This is a genomic window from Nonomuraea sp. NPDC049637, from assembly GCF_040675235.1.
Taxonomy (GTDB): Bacteria; Actinomycetota; Actinomycetes; order Streptosporangiales; family Streptosporangiaceae; genus Nonomuraea.
Genome location: NZ_JBFAOM010000003.1, coordinates 217,838 through 237,297 on the forward strand (window position 1 = coordinate 217,838; position 19,460 = coordinate 237,297).

At 70.2% G+C, this 19,460-nt stretch carries 17 protein-coding genes and 1 tRNA gene; 5 read left to right on the forward strand and 13 right to left on the reverse strand.

Annotation, left to right across the window (positions count from 1 at the left end):
• Nucleotides 1-48: 48 nt before the first annotated feature.
• Nucleotides 49-822, forward strand: a complete 774-nt coding sequence (locus AB0J71_RS05750; RefSeq protein WP_364412968.1) for an alpha/beta hydrolase — start codon at nucleotides 49-51, stop codon at nucleotides 820-822.
• Nucleotides 823-906: 84 nt separating this feature from the next.
• Here AB0J71_RS05750 and AB0J71_RS05755 read toward each other — a convergent pair whose 3' ends face one another.
• Entirely contained in the window at nucleotides 907-1,413 is a 507-nt protein-coding gene (locus AB0J71_RS05755; protein WP_364388830.1) for an RICIN domain-containing protein, read from the reverse strand.
• Between the two features lie 133 nt (nucleotides 1,414-1,546).
• Entirely contained in the window at nucleotides 1,547-2,191 is a 645-nt protein-coding gene (locus tag AB0J71_RS05760) for a TetR/AcrR family transcriptional regulator (RefSeq protein WP_364412971.1), read from the reverse strand.
• 74 nt (nucleotides 2,192-2,265) lie between these two features.
• Between AB0J71_RS05760 and AB0J71_RS05765 the strand changes: the two genes are divergently transcribed.
• Both AB0J71_RS05765 and AB0J71_RS05770 read left to right on the forward strand, forming a co-directional pair.
• Nucleotides 2,266-2,976: a carboxymuconolactone decarboxylase family protein gene (locus AB0J71_RS05765; protein ID WP_364412973.1), complete on the forward strand. Its 711-nt coding sequence runs from the start codon at nucleotides 2,266-2,268 to the stop codon at nucleotides 2,974-2,976.
• Nucleotides 2,977-3,079: 103 nt separating this feature from the next.
• Nucleotides 3,080-3,856: a methyltransferase domain-containing protein gene (locus AB0J71_RS05770; protein ID WP_364412976.1), complete on the forward strand. Its 777-nt coding sequence runs from the start codon at nucleotides 3,080-3,082 to the stop codon at nucleotides 3,854-3,856.
• Nucleotides 3,857-3,884: 28 nt separating this feature from the next.
• Here AB0J71_RS05770 and AB0J71_RS05775 read toward each other — a convergent pair whose 3' ends face one another.
• From AB0J71_RS05775 to AB0J71_RS05785, 3 genes are all read right to left on the reverse strand, one after another.
• The gene (locus AB0J71_RS05775) at nucleotides 3,885-4,295 is read right to left on the reverse strand and encodes a hypothetical protein (RefSeq protein WP_364412979.1); all 411 of its coding nucleotides are present in this window, start codon (nucleotides 4,293-4,295) and stop codon (nucleotides 3,885-3,887) included.
• Between the two features lie 102 nt (nucleotides 4,296-4,397).
• Nucleotides 4,398-4,474 (reverse strand) — tRNA-Thr (locus AB0J71_RS05780).
• 57 nt (nucleotides 4,475-4,531) lie between these two features.
• Nucleotides 4,532-6,100: an alpha/beta hydrolase gene (locus AB0J71_RS05785; protein WP_364412982.1), complete on the reverse strand. Its 1,569-nt coding sequence runs from the start codon at nucleotides 6,098-6,100 to the stop codon at nucleotides 4,532-4,534.
• 171 nt (nucleotides 6,101-6,271) lie between these two features.
• Between AB0J71_RS05785 and AB0J71_RS05790 the strand changes: the two genes are divergently transcribed.
• Nucleotides 6,272-8,104, forward strand: a complete 1,833-nt coding sequence (locus AB0J71_RS05790) for a glycoside hydrolase family 15 protein (RefSeq protein ID WP_364412985.1) — start codon at nucleotides 6,272-6,274, stop codon at nucleotides 8,102-8,104.
• A 14-nt stretch (nucleotides 8,105-8,118) separates the two neighbouring features.
• On the opposite strand, the gene AB0J71_RS05795 is transcribed toward AB0J71_RS05790, so the two are convergent.
• Nucleotides 8,119-9,504: an MFS transporter gene (locus AB0J71_RS05795; RefSeq protein WP_364412987.1), complete on the reverse strand. Its 1,386-nt coding sequence runs from the start codon at nucleotides 9,502-9,504 to the stop codon at nucleotides 8,119-8,121.
• Nucleotides 9,505-9,782: 278 nt separating this feature from the next.
• The gene (locus AB0J71_RS05800; RefSeq protein ID WP_352318540.1) at nucleotides 9,783-10,301 is read right to left on the reverse strand and encodes a hypothetical protein; all 519 of its coding nucleotides are present in this window, start codon (nucleotides 10,299-10,301) and stop codon (nucleotides 9,783-9,785) included.
• A 654-nt stretch (nucleotides 10,302-10,955) separates the two neighbouring features.
• Here AB0J71_RS05800 and AB0J71_RS05805 point away from each other — a divergent pair.
• Nucleotides 10,956-11,249, forward strand: a complete 294-nt coding sequence (locus tag AB0J71_RS05805; protein ID WP_364412989.1) for a hypothetical protein — start codon at nucleotides 10,956-10,958, stop codon at nucleotides 11,247-11,249.
• Nucleotides 11,250-11,411: 162 nt separating this feature from the next.
• On the opposite strand, the gene AB0J71_RS05810 is transcribed toward AB0J71_RS05805, so the two are convergent.
• From AB0J71_RS05810 to AB0J71_RS05835, 6 genes are all read right to left on the reverse strand, one after another.
• Nucleotides 11,412-12,587 (reverse strand): AI-2E family transporter, encoded by a 1,176-nt coding sequence (locus AB0J71_RS05810; protein ID WP_364412990.1) that lies wholly within the window; start codon nucleotides 12,585-12,587, stop codon nucleotides 11,412-11,414.
• 502 nt (nucleotides 12,588-13,089) lie between these two features.
• The gene (gene ricT, locus AB0J71_RS05815) at nucleotides 13,090-13,947 is read right to left on the reverse strand and encodes a regulatory iron-sulfur-containing complex subunit RicT (protein WP_352318534.1); all 858 of its coding nucleotides are present in this window, start codon (nucleotides 13,945-13,947) and stop codon (nucleotides 13,090-13,092) included.
• 264 nt (nucleotides 13,948-14,211) lie between these two features.
• Nucleotides 14,212-15,390 (reverse strand): DNA polymerase III subunit delta', encoded by a 1,179-nt coding sequence (locus AB0J71_RS05820; protein WP_352318533.1) that lies wholly within the window; start codon nucleotides 15,388-15,390, stop codon nucleotides 14,212-14,214.
• A 9-nt stretch (nucleotides 15,391-15,399) separates the two neighbouring features.
• Nucleotides 15,400-17,436 (reverse strand): dTMP kinase, encoded by a 2,037-nt coding sequence (gene tmk, locus AB0J71_RS05825; protein WP_352318532.1) that lies wholly within the window; start codon nucleotides 17,434-17,436, stop codon nucleotides 15,400-15,402.
• A 142-nt stretch (nucleotides 17,437-17,578) separates the two neighbouring features.
• The gene (locus AB0J71_RS05830; RefSeq protein WP_352318531.1) at nucleotides 17,579-18,151 is read right to left on the reverse strand and encodes a helix-turn-helix transcriptional regulator; all 573 of its coding nucleotides are present in this window, start codon (nucleotides 18,149-18,151) and stop codon (nucleotides 17,579-17,581) included.
• A 72-nt stretch (nucleotides 18,152-18,223) separates the two neighbouring features.
• Entirely contained in the window at nucleotides 18,224-19,453 is a 1,230-nt protein-coding gene (locus AB0J71_RS05835; RefSeq protein WP_352318530.1) for a metallophosphoesterase, read from the reverse strand.
• Between the last annotated feature and the right edge of the window lie 7 nt (nucleotides 19,454-19,460).

Consider the following 19,460-nt stretch of genomic DNA (forward strand, 5'->3'; position numbering starts at 1 on the left):
AATCCGGTCCGCTCCTCATCCGCGACGCCGACTGGCACGGTGGCGTCCATGACCCGACACCTGACCGTCTCCGGGACCCGCCTCGCCTACCGCACCGTCGGCGACGGCCCCGGCCTGGTGCTCCTGCACGGCACCGGCCCGGGTTCGTCGACCTGGGACGGCGTCGCCGAGCGCTTCGCCGACCGCAACACCGTGATCCTGCCCGACCTCGGCGGCAGCGACCTCGTCGAGGACGACGGCGCCCCCCTGACCGTCGAGGGCCTGACCGAGCAGCTCGCGGCCGTCATCGAGGACTCCAGCAAGGCCCCCGTGGACCTGCTCGGCTTCTCCCTGGGCGCGGTGATCGCGCTGTCCCTCGCCGCCACCCGCCCGGACCTCGTCCGCCGCCTGATCCCGGTCGGCGGCTGGGCCCACACCGAGGACGCCTACCTGCGCACCGCCCTGCAGACCTGGCTCGGCCTGGCCGGCACCCCGGACGCCTTCGCCCGCTTCGCCATGCTGACCGGCTTCAGCCGCCGCTACCTCAATTCCCTCGACGCCGAGGACCTGGAGAGCCGGGCGACGTACTTCCGGCCGCACCCCAACCGCCTGCGCCAGATCGACCTCGGCCGCCGCGTCGACCTCCGCCGCCTGCTGCCCGGCATCCAGGCCCCCACGCTGGTGGTCGGCGCGGCCCGCGACGGCCTGATCCCGGTGGAGAACTCCCGCGAGCTCCACGCCGCCATCCCCGGCAGCTCCTACCTCGAACTCGACACCGGCCACGTCTCCAGCGTCGAACGCCCCGACGACTTCGTCGCCCTCGTCCGCGACTTCACCGCCTGACCCTCGCCGCACCGGCGCCCGGCACAAGGACGGCGGGGGCCGGTCCGTCACCGCGGACCAGCCCCCGCCAGCGACCCCGCCGACTCAGACCAGAGTGTCCTTGATCTTTATCTGACCCGCGTCGATCACGAACTTCTGATTGTCGTTGTTGGCCTGACACTCCCACTGATAGATCCGGACCCCGTTGCCACGGTCATTGGTGACGTCCACACACATCGGCCGCGACGTCCCCAGAGTGTCCTTGATCTTGATCTGACCCGCGTCGATCACGAACTTCTGATTGTCGTTGTTGGCCTGACACTCCCACTGATAGATCCGGACCCCGTTGCCACGGTCATTGGTGACATCGACACACATCGGCCGCGACGTCCCCAGAGTGTCCTTGATCTTGATCTGACCCGCGTCGATCACGAACTTCTGATTGTTGTTGTTGCTCTGACACTCCCACTGGTAGATCCGGACCCCGTTGCCACGGTCGTTGGTGACGTCGATGCACATCGGGTTCGGAGCGGAAGCCGCGGCGGGCAGCACCAGACCCGCACTGACGGTGACGACGAGGACGGCTCCAGACAGAAGGCGACGAACCAGCATGAGTCCCTCCGAGGGTGCGTTGAACAGGGCTCATGCACCATGGCGCAACTCATGGTGTTCGATCAATCACCTTCCGTTTACAGTCCCCTTCCCTCCTCCTGACACTCACAGTGAACCCACCCGCCCGAGGCGGTCACTCCGTCCGGCCCCCGGCGGCGAGTCCGACGAGCTTGGCGAGGAAACGATCGACCTGCTCCTCCAGCGGCGGCCACGGCATGTCGGGCTGGTTGACCCGCATCGACACGGCCCCGTGCACCGCCGCCCGCAGATCCAGTGAGACCGCGGCGGCGTCGTCGGCCGGGGCGAGCCCGGCGTCGATGCATCGCTGCACCGCGGCGGTGGTGCGCTCGGCCAGCTCCTGCTTGAACGACATGGCCACCCGCTGGTTGAGCGTGCTCTCGTGCAGCACCTTGTACAGGCCGGGGTGCTGCTGGACCCACCTGCCCAGCAGCAGGACGCGGGCCCGCAGCCGCCCCGCCGGATCGGCGGCCCCGGCCTCGGCCTGATCGACGGCCGCCACGAGCTCGCCGTGGAACCTCTCCAAGGCGGCCAGCACGAGCGCGTCCCGGTCGGCGAAGTGGATGTACACCGAGGTCGCCGCGACGCCGACCTCCCGTGCCACCGCGCGCATGGACAGGGCCTGGTCGTCGCCGAGTTCGTTCAGCAGGCGCAGAGCGGCGGCGATGACGTCGTCCCGCAGGCGTTCGCCCTGACCTCGCGGATTGCGTCCCTGCCTGCCGCCGCGAGGGCCGGCCGGGGCGGAGGTGGTCTCGTCCATGAGGGCCCATTGTAGGCGGACGCTCGTTGCACTACAGTCGTAGCGCTACAGTCGTTCACATATGGAGGAGATCCATGGAAATCCAGGTGAAGGCGCTGGACCCGGTGTTCGCCGAGATGAGCGCCGCCACCGACCGCCTGCTCTGGGACGAGGTCCCTGAGCTCACCCGGCGCGAGAAGGTCCTGCTGTGCCTCACCGCCGACGTCTGCCAGCAGACTCTCGGCCTGCCCTTCGAACAACACGTGACGATGGCCGCCGACTGCGGCCTGTCGGCCGACGACCTGCGCGAGATGCTGTGCTTCGTCGCCTACGACAGCGGATACCCCGCCGCACTGACCGCCCTCGCCCGCCTGACCGAACTGGAACGGACGCACGCCCTGCCCACCCCCACCGGCCAGGGTCACGAGGTGAACGCCGACGGCACGGGCAGCCCGCTCCCGGAGGCGATGCGCCAGGCCGTGGCCGCCCTGGACCGGCCGTTCAGCACCTACATGGACCTGCAGTCCCGCATGCGCGCCGGCATGCAGCGGGTGTCGCCCCGGGAGCGGGCGTTCATCACGATGACCGTCGACGTGCTCTACCAGACCCTGGAGGAGAGCTTCCGCGCCCACCTGACCCGCGCCCTCGGCGCCGGCGCCACACCGGAGGAGGCCCGTGCCGTCGTGCGGTTCAGTGCGCAGTTCGGCATGACCAAGGCATGGCGCGCCATGCACGTGCTCGACGCCCTGCTCACCGAACTCACCACCCCCGAACCCGCGCCTCAGGAGCGCCGCTCCCGCACCTGACCGGCCTTTCCGCACTCGGCAGCCGCCTCGGGGACGTCACAGTGGGCGGAAGAACGAACGCGTAGGCTCTCTGCTGGTCTGACGGCATGCGGAGAGAGGCGCGATGACTTCTGGCTTCGCGGCAGGTGAGCAAGAGTGGCGGGCTCGTCTGAGGACACTCCGGCAGGTCGTCCGCCAGGAGCTGGTAGCCCGGCAGTTGGCGGCTCACCTGCCCGATGCGGTGCCGCAGCGGGTTCTGGACGTGGGCTGCGGCCAGGGAACCCAACTGCTGCGGCTGGCACGACGCGGACACGATGTGACAGGGCTGGACTCCTCGGCGACCCTCCTTGCCGATCTCCAGCGCGCCCTGACGGACGAGCCGGAGGACGTCCGGGGGCGCGTGCGGCTACTCCAAGGCGACGTACGGGACATCGCGACCTTGTTCCGGTCCGAGAGCTTCGACGTCGTGCTGTGCCACGGCGTTCTCATGTACTTCCCCGACCCCGGGCCGCTGCTGGACGATCTGTCGCGACTGCTGACCACCGGGGGCCTGCTGTCCCTGCTGGTCCGCAACGGCGACGCCCTGGCGATGCGGCCCGGCCTGCTCGGCGACTGGGCCACAGCGCAGCGAGCCTTCCAGGAACTGACGTACGACAACCGCATCGGTGTCACGGCTCGCGCCGACCGCTTGGATGCCTTGACCGCCGCGCTCACCGACCGGCGACTGAAGGTGCGCGCCTGGTACGGCGTACGCGTGTTCACCGACACCGCACCGGCCGACGCGGAACTCCCCGACGCCCAGGCTCTGACCGCGCTCCTGAACTGCGAGGAACAAGCCGGCGCCACAGACCCTTACCGACGCGTCGCCGCTCTGACCCACGTCTTCGCCGAGCGGACGTAGACCCGGGCTGGGCGCCGCACCTCCGTGATCAGTGAACCTGTGCCGTGGTGCGCTGACGCCCCTTCCTCACTCTCCGATCCCTGATCACCGCAAGCACAAGGACGTGAGTCAACAGGCCGATCCCCACGATCAGTCCTACGCCCTGAAACACAGGCGTCGTGTATTCACCGGACAGAGAGTTGAAGGCCAAGACGAACCCCAGGCAGAGCTGAGTCCCGCTCCCAAGCCGCGCCCGAACCCAGGGAATACTCTGCAGAACCGCCACCGCCGAGATGACATAAGCAGAGATCAGGAAGAACACGGCAACATCGCTCGGGGGATCCGCCAGCAACAGCGCCGTCCCGCCCACAAGGCCCACCCCTGACACTGCGACCACGATCACACGCTGCGGCACGGTCAGGGCACCGAACCACGCCCTCTTCTGATCAACCAGCTCCACGCGCTCACTGTCCCACATCGCGACACCGTCCTGCGATGGGATCCTTGGTCGCCCAGTCACACACGCAGAAGCCCTCCACGAGATCGCGGAGGGCTTCTGAACTGGAGCCGCCTTGGGGATTCGAACCCCAGACCCCTTCATTACGAGTGAAGTGCTCTGGCCGACTGAGCTAAGGCGGCGTGCCTGTACGGCTTGCAAGAGTCTACAGGAGATCGAAGGGTTCTTGCTCCTCCCGATCACCGGATGCCCGGACAGATCGCGCCATCCTTCGGCGGCGCCCCCTCCACGAGATACCGGTCCACGGCGTCGTCCACACATGGGGAGCCGTTCCCGTACGCGGTGTGCCCGTCGCCGTCGTAGCTCAGCAGCACGCCGGACCGCAGCTCAGACGCCAGCGCCCGAGCCCACCCGTACGGCGTCGCCGGGTCCCCTCTCGTGCCGACGACCAGGATCGGAGGAGCCCCGGCGGCGGTCAGGCGGTGCGGCGAGAAGGTGGGCCGGGCCGGCCAGAACGCACACGGCAGGGACGACCACACGATGTACGGCCCGAACCGCGGCGCCCTCCTGGACGCCTGCGCCGCATCCTCCGCGAAGGCCGCAGCCGTCGCCGGATACGGGCCGTCGACGCAGTTCACCGCCAGGTTGGCCGCGAGCTGGTTGGAGTAGGTGCCGTCGTCCTGCCTGCCCGCGAGCTGGTCGGCGTTGCGCAGCAGGAGTGAGCCGTCGCCGTTCAGCGCCCGGCGTAGCGTCTCGGTGAGCTCCGGCCAGGAGGATCGGTCGTAGAGCGGCGTCAGCGTGCCGAGGGTGGCCAGCGCCTCGGTGACGCGCCGGCCGCCGCCGTCCAGTGGCCGGGTGTCCGCGCGGCGGATCAGGGCCCCGACCTGGTCCATCGCCTCTTCGACCGTCCGGCCGGCGAACGGGCAGTCGCGGTCGCCCAGGCAGTCCTCGACGTACGCGCGCAGCGCCTCCTCGAACCCCACGGCCTGCTCGGTGTTCACCAGCACCCGCGAACCGGCCGGGTCGAGGGCGCCGTCCAGCGCGAGCGCGCGCACCTTGCCGGGGAACAGGTCGGCATAGACGGCCCCGAGAAAGGTCCCGTACGACTTGCCGAGATAGGTCAGTTTCCGGTCGCCCAGGGCCTGGCGCAGCAGGTCCAGGTCGCGGGCCGCGTCCACGGTGCCCAGGTGGGGCAGGAGCCGGCCGGAGTGCTTCCGGCAGCCGTCCGCGAACCGCCGCGCAGCGGCCTCCAGCGCAGCCCGCTCCTCAAGGGTGTCGGGGGTGGTGTCCATGGCGATGAAGGCGTCGAGAGCCGCATGGTCGAGGCACTCGACCGGCGCCGACCGGCCGACCCCGCGCGGGTCGAACCCGACGACGTCGAACCGCTCCCGCACCTTCTCGCCCACCACCAGCCGGGCGGCCCTGGCGTACTCGACCCCGGACGCCCCCGGCCCACCCGGGTTCACCACCAGCGAGCCGATCCGGTCGCCCGTCGCGGGCAGCCGGACGACCGCCAGCTCAAGCCGCTCACCGTCGGGACGGTCGTGGTCGAGCGGCACCCGCAACGTCCCGCACTGGAAGCCGTCCCCGCAGTCGGACCAGCCGAGCCCCCGCCCCGCCCGCTCGTCCGGACGGCCACACCCACCGGCGAGAAGCACCGCCGGCACCACGACCCCGGCCACGACGCGGCGCAGCCACCGCGGGACGCGCCACGACCGGATCCGGCGGCACTGCGCGCCCCACCGTCGCGACGCGCCCGGCATGGGCAGCAGCAGGCCGAAGGCTCCTCCCAAGCGGTAGTCACTCACCACGCCAGCAAACCACCCCGGGGCCGAGGCGCACGGTCGTCACCCCGGATGACTTCCTGCGATACCAGGAGTTAGCCTGAAAAGACTGCTCCGTTCCCCCCGGTGACGGTCGCTCAGTCGACACGTCCGGAGGCAGTCGTCCGGTATGTCCGGCGAACAACGGAGGCATCGATGAACGGCTACCCGCAGATCGCGGACCACGGCATGATCGGAGACCTGCAGACCGCCGCGCTCGTCTCCAGCGACGGCACCATCGACTGGTGGTGCACGCCCCGGTTCGACTCCCCGAGCCTCTTCGCGTCCATCCTCGACAGCGGGCGCGGGGGCCACTGCCGGCTGGCCGCCGACATGGAGGGAAGCGACGAGGCGGCCGTCCGGCAGCTCTACCTGCCGGACACCGCCGTCCTCGTCACCCGCTTCATGGCTTCCGGCGGCGTCGGCGAGGTCGCCGACTTCATGGAACCGGACACCTCCACCACGCCTTCCGGCCGGCACCGCCTGGTGCGGTTCGTCCGGGTGGTTCGCGGGAGTCTGCCCTTCGTCTTCACCTGCCGTCCCCGCTTCGACTACGGACGGGCGCCGCACACCCTCGCCCTCGGCGACGCCGGATCAGCGGTCTTCCAGGGCCCCGGCACGAGCCTCCACGTGCAGGCCGTCGGCCCTGTCGCCCTGCGCCCGGACGGTGAGGACATCGTCGCGGACTTCACCCTCCAGACGGGCCAGACCGCCGCGATCGTCCTGACCAGTTGCAGCGGCGATGACCAGGCCGTGCCGCCCGTGACCGCCGAAGGGATACGTGACAGCTTCGAGGCCTGCCGCGCCTTCTGGCACGGCTGGCTGCGGGCGTCCCGGTACCGGGGGCGCTGGCGTGACATGGTGAACCGATCGGCGATCACTCTCAAGCTCCTCACGTACGCGCCCACGGGCGCCCCGATCGCCGCCGCCACGATGGGGCTGCCGGAGCAGATCGGCGGCGAACGCAACTGGGACTACCGCTACACGTGGGTCCGCGACGCCTCCCTGTCCGTCCGGGCCCTGATCGGCCTCGGCTTCGTCGAGGAGGCACAGGCGTTCCGTACGTGGCTGCGTGAACGGCTCGTCGTCGGCCGCGCCTCCGGTGAGCCGCTGCAGATCATGTACCGGATCGACGGGGATCCCCATCTAACCGAGGAAGTGCTCGACCATCTGGAGGGATACCGGCAGTCCCGGCCGGTACGGGCCGGAAACGCCGCCTCCGACCAGCTCCAGCTCGACATCTACGGTGAAGTAGCCGACGCCCTGGCCCAGTCCCAGGAGATCGGCGGCATCCGCGGCTGGCGGTCCTTCGCCAAGGTGCTCGACTGGCTGGCCGACACCTGGGACCGTCCCGACGAAGGCATCTGGGAGACTCGCGGCGGACGTCAGGAGTTCACCTACAGCCGGCTGATGACCTGGGTCGCCTTCGATCGCGGCATCCGGATGGCCACCACCCACTCGCGTCCGGCCGACCTCGTGCGCTGGATGAGTGTCCGGGACGCCGTCTTCAACCAGATCCTGGACCGCGGCTGGAGCCCTGACCGGCAGGCCTTCGTCCAGCACTACAGCACGAACGTGCTGGACGCCTCGCTGCTGCTCATGCCCCGGGTCGGCTTCATCTCCCCCCGCGACCCGGCCTGGCTGAGCACCCTGGACGCCATCGACGAGGAGCTGGTCAGCGACAGCCTCGTCTACCGCTACGACCCCGCCGCGTCCCCCGACGGCCTGCGCGGGTCGGAGGGGACGTTCAACCTGTGCACCTTCCTCTACGTCGAGGCCCTGGCCCGCGCCGGACGGCTGCAGCAGGCCCGTTACGCCTTCGACAAGATGCTCACCTACGCCAACCACGTCGGCCTGTTCGCCGAGGAGATCGGCCCGTCAGGCGCGCAGCTCGGCAACTTCCCGCAGGCGTTCACCCATCTGGCGCTCATCGCAGCGGCCGTCGCCCTGGACGAACAACTCGACCGCGCCGAACCGTACGGGCGGTAGACCCCGCGCCGGGGTCACCTGGGGTCGGCGGGGAGCCGGATCGCCGCGCCCAGGCCCACCAGGGCGAAGACGGCCAGCGCGATCATGGCGAGGGCATAGGACCGGTTCCCCTCGGCCAGCCCGGCGACGAGGATCGTGCCGGCGATCGCCGTCCCGAACGACGAGCCGAGATTGGACACGCTGCGCGACAATCCGGAGATCTCGCCCTGCTGTTCCTCGGGAAAGCTGGACTGCACGACGTTGACCGACGGCGTGAGCATCACGCCCACGCCCAGCCCGATCAGCAGCAGCCCCGGCACGAAGGCGACGACTCGCGACGACGCTTCGACCAGGGCCAGCAGGACGGCGATCCCGGCCACGGTCATGGCGAAACCCGCCGAGATCAGGCTCTTCTGGGAGTGCTTCCTGGCGAGCCGCTCCGCCGCCAGGGAGCTCACCAGGATCCCGGCGGTCGCCGCGGTGAAGACGACACCCGTCTGGATGGCGTTGTACCCGCGGACCTTCTGCAGGAAGACCGCGACGACGAACGACGTCCCCATGAGGACCAGCCACTGCATGTTCTGCGTGACGAGGCCGAGATCGGACGTACGGTTCCGGAACAGACGCGTCGTGAGCAACGGCTCCTTCCCCGCACGCTCCCTGGCCCGGATGTGCAGGAAGAACCAGACCAGGAATCCCACTCCGACGACGAGGAACGTCGTCATCAGCACGGCGTTCTTGCCGGCCTGGAGAATCCCGAACACCACGCAGAACATGCCGACGGCCGACAGGACCGCGCCGGCGGTGTCGAAGGGCCGGGCCGGATCCGGCGGCACCGGATCGGCGATCCGGCGGCTGAGGAAGACGATCACCGCGACCACCACCGCCTGGAAGACGAACGCCGCGCGCCAGGTGATCGCCGTCGCGATGAAACCGCCGATCAGCGGGCCCGCGGCCGCGCCGACACCCCCCAGCCCGCTGATCAGGCCGAAGGCGCGGGCCCGCGACCGCAGATCGTCGAAGGCCATCGTCGCGAGAATGTAGACCGGCGGGATCAGCAGCGCGGTCCCCACCCCTTCGAGAACCGAGTTGCCGAGGATCAGCACCCCGAGGCTGGGCGAGAACGCGCTGGTCAGAGCGCCGATCCCGTACAGGGTGAGGCCCGCGAGGAAACATTTCTTGCGGCCCCAGCGGTCGGTCAGCTTGCTGCACGGGATCATCAGCACGGCCATGATCAACAGGAAGAGCGTGATCGTGCTCTGCACGCCCCGCACCGTGGTGTTCAGGTCCCGGCCGATGTCATTGATCATCACGTTCATGTTCGAGCCGGCGAAGCTGCAGATGAACTGGGCGAGGGCCAGCGGGGCCAGCGGGCTCTTCGAGAAGGCGGCCGGGCTCCCCGGGGCTGCGGGTCCGGTCATGGTCCGCCCCGCCGTCGCGCTCGTCGAGCTCCATCGGTGGCCACGGGGTCGGCGCCTTCGCCGTACGGACCGGCGCCGGCCCGCTCAAGGACGGGATCGCCGCGGCACATCATCCACCTGCGCATGACCACCTCGATGTGAAACCGGCATGATGTTCGTCCCCTTCGGCCAAGCCGCCACCGCCGTGAATGACCGGCCGCCTCCGCGGCCGCCGCGGATGACCAGCCGCCTGCGCGGCCGCAGCGGGCGTTCCGGCGGGCGTCCCGGCGGGCGTCCCGTCAATGGTGGAACGCGGCCTTCAGCACCACGATCACCAGCCCGAGCAGCAGATTGATCAAGCTCGTGACCAGCACCATCCGGGAGGAGGCGCCGATCCCCACGGCCGCCGCAGCCGACCAGCCGACCTGCCCGGCCACCGCGACCCCGAGGGCCAGCCAGGCGGTGCCCTGCGGTTCGAGGCCCAGCAGCGGCCCGACGGCCACGGCGACGGCCGGCGGAACGGCCGCCGTGACGATCGGCCACTCCTCGGCGCAGGCCCGGCGGATGTCGGCCACGCTCATGCTCTGGAAGACCGCACGGGCGCCGAACAGGCGGGCGTGCACATGAGCGGCCCAGAACACCGTGCTGGTCCCCAGCAGCAGAATGATCATTTCCAGCCGCGGGAACCTGCCGAGCGACGCGGCGCCGGCCACCACGGAGGCGGCGAGCAGTGATCCGTAGACCGCACCGGTGTAGTCCCTGTGGGCGCCATCGGCCGGCGGCCGATGACCGTCGGCCGGATCGGGCACCTTCCCCATGACGACCTCTCTTGGTGGCGACCGCACCATCCTCGAACAAAGGGCCCTCAACCCTCACACTCACGACGAAGCGCCCGCGCCGCGCTCACGCGACGAGACGGGTGCATCGCGCCCTCACGCGACAGGACGGGCTGCATCGCGCCCTCACGCGGCGGGGCGGGCGCGCTGCGCTCACGCGGCGCGGCTGGGCGCATGGCCGCCGCGCCGTCGGCGAGGCGCAGCCGTGCGCGCCGCGGATCCGTGGCGGTGTGCGGCATTCTGTTCACCGGGCGCCGATCCCCTCCATCATCTCGCGCGGTTGTGCCGCTTCCCGGCCGGACGGGCCCGCATCGACCCGGGACTCCCAGTGGAGACCCGCAACGGCCGCATCACGGCACACAGCGGCACATATGGCGGCATCGTCCTGCCAAGCCGCCGTCCATGCTTCTGATCCCCTGTTCCCGATCGGGCGGCCACCGCGATAAGGCAAAGATTTCCCCCGGCAGATCTGTGCATTTTTTCGAAAACAGCCCTCAGTGCGCCGAGAAAGCACTCGGCGGGCAAATCAAATCAGGGACTCTCCATGCACAACGTCGAGGATGAGCAGTCCCGGCTGCGGGGACCATCCACTTCGCCGACCTTCCGGCCAGGCGTGATGGAGGGACGTGGGCCGCCATGGGATGTCTGTTCGCGATCTTCGCGGGCCTCTTTCCGCGACTTGCCGTTTTCATCATCTGGGTGGCGCGGCCCGCTCTGGTGAGCGCCGCTTTCCACACGTGGATCTGGCCTCTCCTCGGGCTGATCTTCCTGCCGTTCACCACCTTGATGTACGTGATCCTGTACGTCCCCGGCGTCGGGCTGAGAGGAGCGGACTGGTTCTGGATCGCCCTCTCGGTCCTGCTGGACCTCTTCCACTGGATCGGCACCGCGAGCCAGCGTCGCCAGATCCCCGGCTATCCCCGCGGCTGACCGGCAGCCACTGTCCGTACCGCCGCCCACGTGCCACCGTGCCGGAGGGCCGCATCGGCCTCCGCCCGGCACCCCTTCCAGGCCTGCTCCGACTTCCAGGCCTGCTCCGACGCCCCCGTCCGCCACGCTGCCGGGACGATCGTCCGTCCGCGCGGGTCCACGTCACTTCGGCGGCGGCGAGCCGGGGCCGTCCCCCTTCGAAGACGCTCCCCCGTCTCCGCCCTTCGGCGGCGGGGATTCGGCGGCCATGGCCTCTCGCAGCTCCTGACGGGTGGCGAACGTGTCGATCAGCGACAGCAGCATGGCCACGATGGGGATGGCCAGCAGTGCGCCCATCGCGCCGAACAGCGACGCCCCCGCGATCACGGCTGCGAAGGACACCCCGGGATGGATGTCCACCGCCCGTGAGCTGATCTTCGGCTCCAGCGTCAGGTTCTCCACCTGCTGGTACAGGACACCCCACGCCAGCGCCGCCACGCCGACCCAGGGACGTGACGAGACCAGTCCCACCACCACCGGCAGAGCGATGGAGATGTAGGTGCCGATGGTGGGCACGAGCTGGGCGACCAGCCCCGTCCAGGCGCCGAGGGCCAGCCAGGACGGCATGTCCAGCAGCAGGAACACCAGGGCCGACGCCGTGCCGTTGATGGCGGCCAGGATGAGCCGGGACGAGACGTATCCACCGGTCTTGATGGTGGAGACGTCCCAGACGCTGAGGAAGACCTGCTGGAACCGGCCGGGCAGCAACTGCGCGAGCCACCGGCGCAGCCTCGGACCGTCGGCCGAGAAATAGAACGTCAGCAGCGCCAGGGTGAACAGGTTGAACAGCGTTCCGGTCACCGTGCCCAGTAGACCCAGCACCCCGCCGAGCGCGCCCTGCGCGTACTCGGCCGCCTGCTGCGGGGTGAGCTTGATGGACTTGAGGATGTCGGAGATCTCATAGCGGGTGCCGAGCCGGGCGTTGACCCACTCCACGACGGCCGCGACGACGTCGGGCAGAGCCTTCAGCAGCACCGCGACCTGCTGCACGAACATGCTGCCGAACAGGATCATGAAGATCACGAAAGCCAGGATGAACAGCGTCATCACCAGCAGCGTCGCCCTTCCCCGGCGCATGTGCCGCGACATGCGCCGCACGGCGGGCTCCATGGCCAGAGAGAGGAACCACGCCATCACCAGCATGGCGACCAGCGCACCCGCGTCCGTGATCACGAACCGGACGAAGAACGCCACCGCGACGACGGCCGCCATGGCGAGCCCGGCACGCCAGACGTTGGCAGGTGAGAGCATCACCTGCACGGCGGGCCCGCCGTCGCTCGACTGCACCGGCTTGTTCATGACTCTCCAGAGATCTAGATCTCACCTCCGACGACCACGGTGACCGACGAGACCGCAGAAGACGACGAGTCCGGCCCTCACCCCAGGCGCACGGACACCAGCCCTCCGCACGTTCGCCCCATGGAGCCGGCGGCCCGATCCGCGTCCTACATGGAAGTGACGCACCCAACGTACGACGACCAGCCGCTCCAGCCCGGCATCTACTGCCCGACCGGCTTGTCCACCACCACCCACTCCTGCCGAACCGCCTCGCGCACCACCCCGCACCGGGACGGGGGGACGCGAGGCAGGGGGCGCGGGCGGGGCTAACGCCTTGCTTCGCCACTTCAGACGACCTCCGGAACCCAGCGCCTGACGCCTCAGGTGGGCCTGGAATTCCGGTGTGGCTGGTTGGGCGCTGGCCGCAGCCCCCGAACGTAGCCCCCACGGCCTCCCGTCGCCTTCCGGGAGGCCGTCAGCCGGTTACCGACCGGCCATGTGCGCCCCCGGGCCAGAACGTTGTCTAGACGTCCTCGCCGCCGGAAGGCGTGTGGTCGGGCGATTCCTCCCGGCTGCCGTACATCGTGTCGTGTTGGATGCGGGGGGAACACACCGACGCCGAAGGGCATGCACAGCGCCTGCCACCGTCGTCCAGGCGCACCGTCACCGTGTCGGCGGGGACGTTGTGCCCGGTGACGACCCCGTCGCCCTGCGGCGTGCTGACCCGGCTCCCCGCGCGAGGCATTCTGTACCGGCTCTCGACGTACAACGGGTGCTCGTACTTCAGGCAGCACATGAGCCGCCCACACGCCCCCGCGATGCGCAACGGGTTGACCGGCAGGTCCTGGTCTTTGGCCATGCGCACGGACACGGGCTCGAAATCCTTCAGGAACGTGGCACAGCACAGGTCACGGCCGCAGGGACCGATGCCGCCCTGCAGCCGCGCCTCGTCCCTGGGGCCGATCTGCCGCAGCTCGACCCTGGCCCGCAGGTTACGGGCCAGGTCGCGGACCAAGGCCCGGAAGTCGACCCGGTGAGGGGCCGAGAAGTAGACGGTGTAGACGTTGTCCTGGTCGAGATAGTCGATGCCGACGACCTTCATCGGCAGCGTGTGCCGTTTGATCAGCTTCTTGGACACGCTGCGGGCCTCGGCCCTGCGGCGTTTGTTGGACTCGTCACGCGAGAGGTGTTCCTCGCCCGCCGGACCCTCGCACACGGGCAGACCGTCGATGTCCTCGCTCGTGTACTGCGGCGCCCACACACACTCCGCCACCTCGGGGCCCGAGTCGGTCGGCACCAGCACCTTGTCGCCGACCTTGAAGGTGTGCCCGCCCGGATCGAGGTAGTAGAGCCTCCCGTAGCGCGTGAAGCTCACGGCCATGATCATTCCCATGGGCTAGAGCTCGCCTCCCTGACGGCCTCGGGGGTTGTTACGGCCTACCGTTGCCACACTACGTGTGTCCGCCCGGTGAGCGTGAGGGGCACCGGGCCCGATCTTGAATCAACCGCCCGTCCGGCAGTCCTGGCCCTTCGGCAGCGAGAAGGCGGAAACCGCAGGCCATCGCAGCCGGCCCCCAAGGCAAGCCACCGCAGGCGAAGCCTCAAGCAGCCCACGCAGCCACCACAGGCGGCGGCCGGGATCAGCTCAGGCCGCCCCGCGCAGCGACAACATCATCGCCTCCACCGCGATCTGCGGATTGACGTTGGCCCCCAGCCGCTCCCGGCACCGCATGATCGCGTCGATCCGCCGCAGCGTCTCCTCCGGCGTGGACGACCTGGCGAGCTGGTCGAGATCGAACCGGATGTCGTCGTTGGCCAGCTCCACCCCCGCCCCGAACTGCATGGCCAGCACGTCGCGGTAGAACGACACCAGCTCCAGCAGCGCGGCGTCGAGCGAATCGCGTTTGATGCGGGTGGCCCGGGACTTCTGCCGGTCCTCCAGCTCCTTGAGTGCGCCCGCGCCGCCGCGCACCAGCCCCCGGTTGAGCCCCTTGCCCGTGGAGCCCTCGCCGTAGATCTTGCGCAGCTCGGCCGTCTCGTTCTCGTTGAGCGCCGCCGTGGCCGCCGCGGCTTCTTCCTCGGCCGTCTTGACCAGGCGTTCGGCGGCGGACACGCACTCGCCCACCCCGGTCAGCGAGCGCGGGATGCCGAGCACGGCCTCCCGCCGGTGACGGGCGCCCTCGTCGAGGGCCAGCGACCGCGCCCTGCTGATGTGCCCCTGCGCGGCCCGGGCGGCGAACGCGGCGGTCTCCCACGGCACGCTGTCGCGCGTGGCCAGCACGTGCGCGACGGCCTCGGTGGACGGCGTGGTCAGTGTGACCTGGCGGCAGCGCGACCTGATGGTGATCATGAGGTCGTCGGGAGCGGGCGCGCACAGCAGCCAGACCGTGCGCGGCGGGGGCTCCTCGATGGCCTTGAGCAGGGCGTTGGCCGCCGACTCCGTGGCGCGGTCGGCGTCTTCGAACAGGATGACTCGCCAGCGGCCCTGGGTGGGGGCGCCCGCGGCCCGCAGGATGAGCTCGCGGGTCTGCTTGACGCTGTAGGACAGGCCCTCAGGACGTACGGACTCCAGGTCGGGGTGGGAGCCGATGAGCACCTGGTGGCACTGGTCGCAGTGGCCGCAACCGGCGTCGGGGCACAGCAGCGCGGCGGCGAAGGCGCGCGCGGCCTCCTCCCGGCCCGAGCCGGGCGGGCCGGTGAACAGCCAGGCGTGCGTCATGCCGGCGCCGCGACCGCCCTTGACGGCCTCGCCGGCCGCCGCAGCGGCCCGCGACAGCACGGAGATCGCCTGGGCCTGCCCGACGAGGTCATCGAAAACTGTCACGGCGTAAGGCTAGTCGCGGATGGCGGGCATCGTGCCCGTGGCGTCTTCGGATTCGCGGGGCACCGGGTCGGGCAGGATCTCGCGGATGCGGTCCTGGATCTGGCGGGTCAGCACCTCGGGCGGCATCGTGCCGTCGACCACGAGGTAGCGGCCGGGATCGGCGGCGGCCAGCGCGCGGAACTCCTTGCGCACCCGCTGGTGGAACTCCAGCGGCTCGGACTCGATGCGGTCGGCCGCCCCGCCCAGCCGGGTCAGCCCCACCTCGGGCGGCGTGTCGATGAGCACGGTCAGATGCGGTACGAGGCCGCCCGTCGCCCAGGCGTTGATCCTGGAGACGTCCTCGGGATCGAGCGCCCGGCCGGCGCCCTGGTAGGCCAGGGACGAGTCGACGTAGCGGTCGCTGATCACCAGCGAGCCGCGGTAGAGCGCCGGCCGGATCACCTTCTCGACGTGCTCGGCCCGGTCGGCCGCGTAGAGCAGGGCCTCCGAACGGGCCGACAGACCTCGCTCGGCCGCGTCGAGCAGGATCGCCCGCAACCGCATGCCGATCTTGGTGGAGCCCGGCTCCCGGGTCTGGACCACGTCGTAGCCCTGGTCGCGCAGCCAGATGGCGATCAGCCGCGACTGGGTGGTCTTGCCCGAGCCCTCGCCGCCCTCGAACGCCAGGAACAGCCCCGGCACGTGCTCGGCCGGCTCGGCGGGGTAACGCTCGCCGCGCACCGCCGCGAGCAGGTCGGCCGACAGCGAGACGCCCTGCCTGTCGTCCATGTGGCGCAGGGCCAGGATCCCGACGGCCATCGCGAGCCCGCCGCCGATGACCAGCACCAGGTTGGTGCCGTCGAAGCGGTAGGCGATGGCGCCGAGGCCGAACTCGTGGGCGCCGAAGAGCGCCGCCAGCGGGTTGGCCACCGCCACCACGAGCAGCAGGGTGACCCGCGCCGTGGACTGCAGGAACGAGAACGTGCGCCCGCGCAGCGCGTCTTCGACCTCCAGCCCGATCAAGGTGTAGCCGATGATCCACGCGATGCCCGCGCACGCCCCGAGCAGCACGGTCAGCATGACCACGATCGGCAGGTTGTGGATCAGCGCGATGGCCACGAGCACCACCCCGGCCACGGTGATGGCCAGGCCGAACAGCCGCCGCCGCGACAGCCCGCGCAGCAGCCTGAGGCCGACGAACATGCCCAGCGCCATGCCGACGAAGACCGCGCCGAACACGACGCCGTAGGCCGCGTCGCCGCCGCCGAGGGCCACCACGTAGATCTTCGCCACGCCGACCACGGCCCCACCCGCGGCGAACGCGCCGAGCATGCCGATGATCAGGCCGCGCACGAGCCGGTTGCCGCCCACGAAGCGCCAGCCCTCGACGACCTGCTTGAGCACCGAGGGCGTCGAGATCGCGCCGTCGCGCTTGGGAATGCCGCGCAACGTGAAGATCAGGAAGGCCGACACCAGGTAGGCCAGGGAGTTGACGATGAGCGCCGGAGCGGTCGGGTCCATGCCGCTCAGCAGGGGCAGGACGCTGCGCCCCATGTCGCCGGCCAGGGACAGCGCGGCGAACAGCAGGGCCGCGATCGGCGCGCTGCCGTAGGTGACCAGCAGGTTGAGCCGGTTGGCTGATTCGAGCTGGTCCTTGGGCACCAGGTTGGGCACCGTGGCGTCCTTGGCCGGGACCCAGAACAGGTTGACGCACTCGACCAGGACGGTCGCGACGATCACCCACTGGTAGGTGCCGATGACCGGGATCGACAACACGACCGCGAACCTGGCCAGGTCCGCGGTGAACATGGTCAGCCGCCGGTCGAACCGGTCGGCGAACACCCCGGCCAGCGGGCCGAGCAGCACCGCGGGCAACATCTTGGCGATGAACACGCCGCCCACGGCCAGCGACTGCATGCGGTAGTCGCCCTGGTTGAGGTTTCCGGCGAGGGCGGTCAGGGCCAGGATGTTGAGCCAGTCGCCCAGACTGCACACCGACATGGCCGTCCAGAGCCGGCGGAACGGCGCATGGGCCAGCACATGTGCGGCGCGCCTAGGGGCAGTCATGATTTCAGCGTATCCAGGTGTCGGCCGGACATGGGAAGGCAGGAGACAACGCGGAAATTACCCGCTTGTCCGTGGCTGAGGGTATTACGTTCGCGGGTGGGCGTGCAGGTTACCCGCATGGAATAGGCCGTCGAAAACGTCGTCAATTCATTACTCCGGCCTCTTGCCTGATCTCCGCCACCAGAGGCGCCCAGGCGGCGCGGACGGCGGCCGGCAGGGCCAGCTCGCCCCAGAGCTCGACGAGCAGCGCGCCGTCGACGTGGTCGAGCAGGTCGGCGGGGCCGCCCTCGCTCAGGAGCGCCGAGTAGGCCGCCCGGCGCTGGTCGCGGTCGGCCAGGTCGTAGACCCGGCCGCCGAACCGCAGGACGCCGAGGGCCGCGGCCACCGGCAGCCGCCGCAGCCGGCTCGGGACGTGGAAGCTGCGCCCGCCCGCCGACTTCACGGCGAACTCGACCTTGGGCTCAAGGGCCAGCCGGAACCCGGCCGCGTCGAGGATGCGCCCGGCGGTCTCCAGGGTCGGCGACTTCCTGCCGTGCTCGTAGGCCGACAGGGTGGTGCGCGAGGTGCCGCTCCTGCTGGCCAGCGCCCTCTGGTTCATGCTCGCCGCGTGGCGCGCCTGCCTGAACAGCAGCCCGCCGCGCCTGGCCCAGAAGGCGACGTCGGGCGCGAGCGAAGCCGCCTGACGCAACGCCCCTTCGGCCGGGGAGGACACCATGTTCACCTCCTACGAGTATCCGGTCGGATACTACGCCAAGATGACACCACGTGGCGACCGCGTCGCGCAAAGTCAGGAACGCAGCTCAAGCATAGTGATCTCCGGCGGCGCGCCGACCCGTACCGGCGGCCCCCAGAACCCGGCGCCCCTGGTCACGTACACCTGCACGCCGTCGACCGTGGCCAGACCCGACACCACGGGCTGCTGCAGGCCCACCACCAGGTTGAACGGCGCGATCTGCCCGCCGTGCGTGTGCCCCGACAACTGCAGGTCGACGCCGAACTCAGCCGCCTGGTCCACCTGCACGGGCTGGTGCGCGAGCAGCACGGTGGACCGCCCCGGCGTCCGGCCGCCGAGCGCCTTGGCGAAGTCGGGCCCGTCGCCGACGGCCTCGCCGTTGAGGTCGTTCACCCCGGCCAGGTCGAGTACGGCGCCCTGGTGGCTGATCTCCACGCGCTCGTTACGCAACGAGCGAACGCCGAGCTGGTCGAGCTCCTCGATCCATTCCTGGGGGCCGTTCTGGGTGTAGTACTCGTGGTTACCGGTCACGAAATATGCCCCGTAGCGGGACTCAAGGCTTTTGAGCGGCTTGGCGAGGGCGCCCAACTGGGCCACGGATCCGTCCACCAGGTCGCCGACGATGGCCACCACGTCGGGACGCAGAGCGTTGATCATCCTGACGATGCGCTCGGTGTGGCCGACGCCCGTGAGCGGGCCCAGGTGGATGTCGCTCACCACGGCGAAGCGCAGGCCGTTCAGCCTCGGGTCGAGCTTGGGCAGCCGGACCCGCACCGGCTCCAGCACCGGGTCGCCGAGGGCGCTGGTCATGCCGTAACCGACCGTGCCGAGCGCGCCGACCCCGGCCACCACCGCGGTGGTGCGCCCCAGGAAGAGCCGCCTGCTCATGGGCGGCACGGTAGGGGGAACAGGCTCAGTGGCGGGCCCGGACGGCGGGCCGGCGGACGTCACCGCCGCGACCGGAACCGGCTCCTTGACCGCCACCGGCCCGCGCTCGCCCCTGCGGATGATCATCGACGCGACGGCCCGCGGCACCTCCAGCACGAGCAGGAACACCACGAGGTAGAACATCAGCGCCACCCACAGGTAACCCGGCCAGGCCAGCCAGTTGCCCAGCTCCATCCGCGTGCCCGCGAACGCGGCCACCACGAGCAGGACGAGCCCCACCAGGCCCCAGGTCAGCGCCTTGCGGACGCGCCCGGGGCGGGTCGCGGAGCGCACCATCCGATGCCACAGATAAAGGTGCGCCACCACGACGAGAGCGACGAAGACCAGCACGATCACACGTCGA

Bases quoted from the DNA above. Each gene is read 5' to 3' on its own strand.
- AB0J71_RS05810 (WP_364412990.1), bottom strand. From the start codon at position 12,587: ATGAACAAGCCGGTGCAGTCGAGCGACGGCGGGCCCGCCGTGCAGGTG.
- AB0J71_RS05760 (WP_364412971.1), bottom strand. From the start codon at position 2,191: ATGGACGAGACCACCTCCGCCCCGGCCGGCCCTCGCGGCGGCAGGCAG.
- AB0J71_RS05770 (WP_364412976.1), top strand. From the start codon at position 3,080: ATGACTTCTGGCTTCGCGGCAGGTGAGCAAGAGTGGCGGGCTCGTCTG.
- AB0J71_RS05805 (WP_364412989.1), top strand. From the start codon at position 10,956: ATGGGATGTCTGTTCGCGATCTTCGCGGGCCTCTTTCCGCGACTTGCC.
- AB0J71_RS05765 (WP_364412973.1), top strand. From the start codon at position 2,266: ATGGAAATCCAGGTGAAGGCGCTGGACCCGGTGTTCGCCGAGATGAGC.
- AB0J71_RS05795 (WP_364412987.1), bottom strand. From the start codon at position 9,504: ATGACCGGACCCGCAGCCCCGGGGAGCCCGGCCGCCTTCTCGAAGAGC.
- AB0J71_RS05750 (WP_364412968.1), top strand. From the start codon at position 49: ATGACCCGACACCTGACCGTCTCCGGGACCCGCCTCGCCTACCGCACC.
- tmk (WP_352318532.1), bottom strand. From the start codon at position 17,436: ATGACTGCCCCTAGGCGCGCCGCACATGTGCTGGCCCATGCGCCGTTC.
- AB0J71_RS05790 (WP_364412985.1), top strand. From the start codon at position 6,272: ATGAACGGCTACCCGCAGATCGCGGACCACGGCATGATCGGAGACCTG.
- ricT (WP_352318534.1), bottom strand. From the start codon at position 13,947: ATGGCCGTGAGCTTCACGCGCTACGGGAGGCTCTACTACCTCGATCCG.
- AB0J71_RS05755 (WP_364388830.1), bottom strand. From the start codon at position 1,413: ATGCTGGTTCGTCGCCTTCTGTCTGGAGCCGTCCTCGTCGTCACCGTC.
- AB0J71_RS05830 (WP_352318531.1), bottom strand. From the start codon at position 18,151: ATGGTGTCCTCCCCGGCCGAAGGGGCGTTGCGTCAGGCGGCTTCGCTC.
- AB0J71_RS05800 (WP_352318540.1), bottom strand. From the start codon at position 10,301: ATGGGGAAGGTGCCCGATCCGGCCGACGGTCATCGGCCGCCGGCCGAT.